The sequence below is a fragment of the Streptomyces sp. NPDC058619 genome, from assembly GCF_042717785.1.
GTDB lineage: Bacteria > Actinomycetota > Actinomycetes > Streptomycetales > Streptomycetaceae > Streptomyces.
The window spans coordinates 1-4,959 of record NZ_JBHXQN010000125.1 but is presented as its reverse complement, the minus strand read 5'-3'; the positions used below and the strand labels follow the sequence as shown (position 1 = coordinate 4,959).

At 67.5% G+C, this 4,959-nt stretch carries 3 protein-coding genes; 2 read left to right on the top strand and 1 reads right to left on the bottom strand.

Annotated elements, in window-relative coordinates:
- Nucleotides 1-155 precede the first annotated feature (155 nt).
- Complete coding sequence (locus ACFWTC_RS38455) at nucleotides 156-464, bottom strand: hypothetical protein (protein ID WP_384030669.1); 309 nt, start codon at nucleotides 462-464, stop codon at nucleotides 156-158.
- Nucleotides 465-1,579: 1,115 nt separating this feature from the next.
- Between ACFWTC_RS38455 and ACFWTC_RS38450 the strand changes: the two genes are divergently transcribed.
- Both ACFWTC_RS38450 and ACFWTC_RS38445 read left to right on the top strand, forming a co-directional pair.
- The gene (locus ACFWTC_RS38450; protein ID WP_384030667.1) at nucleotides 1,580-3,202 is read left to right on the top strand and encodes a flavin monoamine oxidase family protein; all 1,623 of its coding nucleotides are present in this window, start codon (nucleotides 1,580-1,582) and stop codon (nucleotides 3,200-3,202) included.
- 282 nt (nucleotides 3,203-3,484) lie between these two features.
- A complete protein-coding gene (locus ACFWTC_RS38445) occupies nucleotides 3,485-4,741 on the top strand; it encodes a hypothetical protein (RefSeq protein WP_384030555.1) in 1,257 nt (418 codons plus the stop codon).
- The last annotated feature ends 218 nt before the right edge of the window (nucleotides 4,742-4,959 follow it).

The following is a 4,959-nucleotide window of genomic DNA, read 5'->3' as shown; positions in this document are numbered from 1 at the left end:
GCTACGTCACCCCGCTCGAAACCAGAGCCCTGACGACCCACGACCTCACCCCCGCAGCGTAACCACCCGCTGTCCAGGATCAGGGGGGAACTTCACCCCGGCCGACTCGCTACGTAACCGCGAGGAACAGTTCGAACTCTTCTCACGGCTCAGCTCTAGGCCAGCGCCGCCCCCAGCAGCAGCGCAAACAGGAGGGGCAGAAACACCCACCCGAGCGCGAGCGAAGCCGCCACTATGCGGTACGTCCGCATGGACCGGCGGTGGGGCAGGACCCAGGCGATGGCAAGTAGGGACAGGGCCCCATAGATCACGACTCCGTATTGGCCCATGCCGTCGTGGGCCCGGATCACGCTGTACTCCATCGCGAGGAGCGGAAGACCAAGCAGGGAGGCCACGAGGGGTGCCTTCCACCAGGTTTTGTGGAGGGCAGGGAGCCGCGTCACATGGTTCTGCGTCGTCTTCATGGGCCCCACCCCATCACCATCAACCGCCTCGGGCATCGGTAGTCGTACTCATCTGATCTAGGTTGATCCAACAGACTCCTTCGACAGGCTGACTGCCCCTCACTGACATAGATGGATTTGCCCATGTCATCGTCGCGTCGGAGTCTCGTGTTCCGGGCCAGTGAAGTCGGTGTTGCAGTGGCTGGTCCGTCGGGACCCCGACCGACCCCCGCCTCGCCCCGCCCTGGAATCGATGAGCGCGACCCAGCCTGGGGGAACGAACGACGCACACGGGGAACGATCTTCGGCGAGCCGCGAAGGCACTGGTCAACCCCACTCGTGAACACCCCAGGAGTGGCTCGTTGTCCGCCTCGGCCGGGGCCACGACCTGACCTGGCCCGTTCTCATCCGGCACCTCGCTCCCGGAGGCTGGGTCCACCCACTCACCGCACAGGCCGACACCGAAGCCGTGATCACACTCCACCAGCTCCTCGGCGAGTTCTTCGACCTGGTATCAGTTCGACACCGCGGAGCCGGACCAGGTCAACTGAGACAGCCTCCGGCATCTGCTCGCCTGGGACCGCACCACCTGAGATTCCTGGCACCCCCACGTCTCAACTGAACTGGTCGCCGCAGGTCAACGGGCCGACTCGGTGACCTGTCGCAGTGAAGGTTGTGCGATTCTCAGCGAAGGTTGAGTGATTGCTCCCGGCTGCTCCGTTCCTTCTTGAGCCGGTTGGAACGCCTGCTGTGGCAGAGGACCGAGCACGTCAGACGTATCTGATTCTTGCGTCCCGGTTCCAGGGGCCCGGCGCATTCAGTGCAGGCTGTCGGCTGTTGCCGGGGTGCAATGGACCCGTCCGATCGTCGGCGGAGGTGATGCACCGACGGAACTCGCTGACCTGCGACGAGACCCCTGCCTATCGAGAGTACTTCCCGCGCTATCGGAGATCTTTTCCCACCATGCCGGGCCTGAGGTCCAGCGACTTAGGGGCGGTCGGTCAGCCGGGTCGGCCAGCATTTCACGACAAATGCCGTCGTAATACAGCCACGGTGGGATGGCGGCCGGTGGCCGAGGGTAAGCCTGGGGCGCGCTCCGGCGACAGCCGGAAGCGTTGGCAAGGGGAGAAAAAGCAATGAGCGTTCAAGAGCCCGCCAACAAGGCCGCACAGGCCCTGTACCAGGCCATGATCGGCGCTACGGGCCCCGAGGCGACCGGATGGACCGGGGCGTTGGATTTGCCGCCTGCCCGGCGTGAAGGCCAGTCGGTGCTGATCCTCGGAGCCGGTGTCGCCGGGCTGACAGCCGCGTACGAGCTAACCCGACTCGGTTACGCGTGTACGGTCCTCGAAGCCCAGGACCGGACCGGTGGCCGGAACCGCACAGCCCGCAGGGGCGACGAGCTCTACGAGACCGACCCGACCGGAACGCCGGTGCTGACGCACACGTGCTCCTTCAACGAGAACCTCTATCTCAACCTCGGTCCCGGCCGCATCCCGCACCACCACCGCCGGGTAGTGCAGTACTGCAGCGAGCTCCGGGTGGAGCTGGAGCCGTACATCATGGAGACCACGGCGAACGTCGTCAGTCTCTCGAAGAGCGCACCGGCGCGCTGGCGCAATCGGCAGGTCGCCCATGACATCCGCGGTCACATCGCGTCACTTCTCTCCGGGAAGCTGACGGAGGACGACGAATTCACCGAGAATCTGCGCGACTTGTTGCGGAACTTCGGCATGCTGGACGTGAAGGGCGAATATCACGGATCCACTCGGTCCGGATTCGAGGAGCTCGACGTCCATGAGTTCCCGAGGCCCCTACCTCCCCTGGACTTCCGGGAGCTGGTGGAGTCGAAGTTCTGGAACGCCAGCTTCTACCAGCCGGTCGACTATCTGTGGCAGGACACGATGTTCCAGCCGGTCGGCGGCATGGACAAGATCGTCGAGGCGTTCACACAGAAGATCACCCAGGAGTACGGCGAGATCATCAAGCTTGAAGCCGAAGTCACCTCGATCACGCTCCCCGAAGAAGGGGGCGTCGTAGTCGAGTACCTCCACGAGGGAGAGACCCGTACGCAGCGGGCGGATTACTGCGTGAGCAGCATCCCGCTGCCGGTGCTCCGGGACGTCGCCCTCTCCAATTTCTCGCTGGACTTCACAGAGGCGATCGCGGCCGTGGGCTTCGCGCCCACCTGCAAGGTGGGATGGCAGGCCAACACGCGCTTCTGGGAGGACGACCAGAACGCGATTTACGGCGGCATCAGCTGGACCGACCACAACATCACGCAAATGTGGTACCCGTCCAACGACTACTTCTCGTCGGACGGGGGGACCCTGACGGGGGCCTACAACTTCCGCGGCAACGCGGAAGAACTGGGTGCGCTGGCGCCCGACAAGCGTCTGGAACTAGCGCGTAGGGGTGCCATCGAACTGCACCCGGAATTCGAGAACAAGGACATCATCCCTCCCCAGCAGGGCATCACCATCGCCTGGCACAAGGTTCCCCACCAGCTGGGCGGCTGGGCGGCCTGGGACCCGGGCAGTTCGGAGCACATGATCGCCTACAAGCAGTTGCTCCAGCCCGAGGGCGACGGCCGCTTCTTCGTCGTGGGCGACCAGGCGTCTCCCCTGCCCGGGTGGCAGGAGGGCGCGATGATGTCCGCCCACTACGTGACCAGCCAGATCGTCGGCATCATGCCGCTCACCGTGCCCGAGGTCGTCAGGGTCCCGGACTCCGTCGCCCTCACCGAGGGCCATCACTGACTCGTACGGACCGGATATGGGTCCAGCCAAGGTGAAGTCAGTCTTGACTCCACAGTCGACGGCTGGGAGTAATGGGTTAATCACTCAGTGTACGGTGTTCGGGGTGTCCGGCCGGGGAGGTTGGGCGTGGCGATGACGGGACACTTCGCGGGTCGTCACTGACGGGCCGCAGGTGGCGTGGCGTCGGCCCGGAGTCGTCAGAGGCGGAGGTCGACGATGAGTTGGACAGTACGTACCAGCACAGCCCGGCGGGTCGGTCGGGCCCTGATCGGGGTGGCCGCCGTGGCCGGGTTCACCTTGGTGGGCGTTCCGGCGGCTCACGCCGCTCTTCCGCCCGGCTGCACCCAGACCGGCAACAACTTTGTGTGCACCGCCGGGATCGCCGCCGGGCAAACGCTCACCGGCACCAGCGCCGCCAACATCATCACCGTCACCGGCGGCCCGGTCAACGGCACCATCGACGCCCTGGGCGGTAACGACACGATCACCGTCACCGGCATCACCGGCGCCGCGGGTACCAACGGCCCGCCTGGCGCTGATGGCACCGTGGGCACCCCGGCAGGGAGCGCCGGTGGCAACGGCGGTGTCGGTGGCGTCGGCGGGCCCGGCGTGGGCAGCGGCGGATTCATCGACGGCGGCGCCGGCACCGACAGCATCACCATCCAAGGCGGCCCGGGCGGCAACGGCGGCGCTGGCGGGGTCGGCGGGGCCGGCTTGTCCAGTGGCGCCGGCGGGGCCGGCGGCAACGGCGGCGTCGGCGGGGTCGGCGGTACCGGTAGCGCCGGGACCATCACCGGCGGTGTCGGCAACGACACCCTCACCATCACCGGCGGCAAGGGCGCCAACGGCGGCCTGGGCGGTAAAGGCGGCAACAGCGGCCCGGTCGCCGGTAGTGCCGGTGCCGGTGGTATCGGCGGTGGTGCCGGTGCCGGTGGCGTCGGTAACTCCGGGACCCTCAACGGCGGTACCGGCGATGCCGGCGCGGACACCATCACCACCAACGGTGGCGCGGGTGGCGTGGGCGGTGTGGGCGGCGTGGGCGGCTGCGGTCACGGCGGCGGCGCCGGTGGTACCGCCGGTGCCGGCGGCGCCGGCGGTATCGGTAACTCCGGGGTCCTCAACGGCGGTGCCGGCAACGACACCCTCAAGACCAACGGCGGCATCGGCGGTAACGGCGCCTCCGCGGGGAAGGGCGGCAACGGCTCGGCCGCTGTCCAGCCCGGCGGCGCGGGCGGCATCGGCGGCGCAGGCGGTGCCGGTGGCATCGGTAACTCCGGGACCATCAGTGGTGATGCCGGCACCGACGCCATCACCGCCACCGGCGCAAAGGGCGGTAACGGCGGCACCGGCGGTAACGGCGGCACCGGATGCAGCGGCCCCGGCGGCGCCGCCGGTAACGGCGGCGCCCTGGGCGCCGGCGGCGCCGGTGACACCGGAATCATCGACGGCGAAACCGAAACCATCATCAACGGCACAAACGGCCTCGTAGGCGCGAACGCCGTAGCCGGCACCAACAACACCGGCATCTGCAGCTGCTAACCCCCCGCAACAGCAGCAGTACAAGCGGCAGCGGCGACATCACCAGCAACACCCGAGATGTCGCCGCTGCCCCACCGGATCGTCAAACCCGCCATGGGCAACGTCCCCTCTGCCGGGGAACCCGCCGGGGGCACGGCCTGTGCGCGCGCCCTCGGTCCACCGGCCGGGTCCAGCCAAGGTGAAGTCAGAAGCCGCAACGATCATGATCGTTGCGGCTT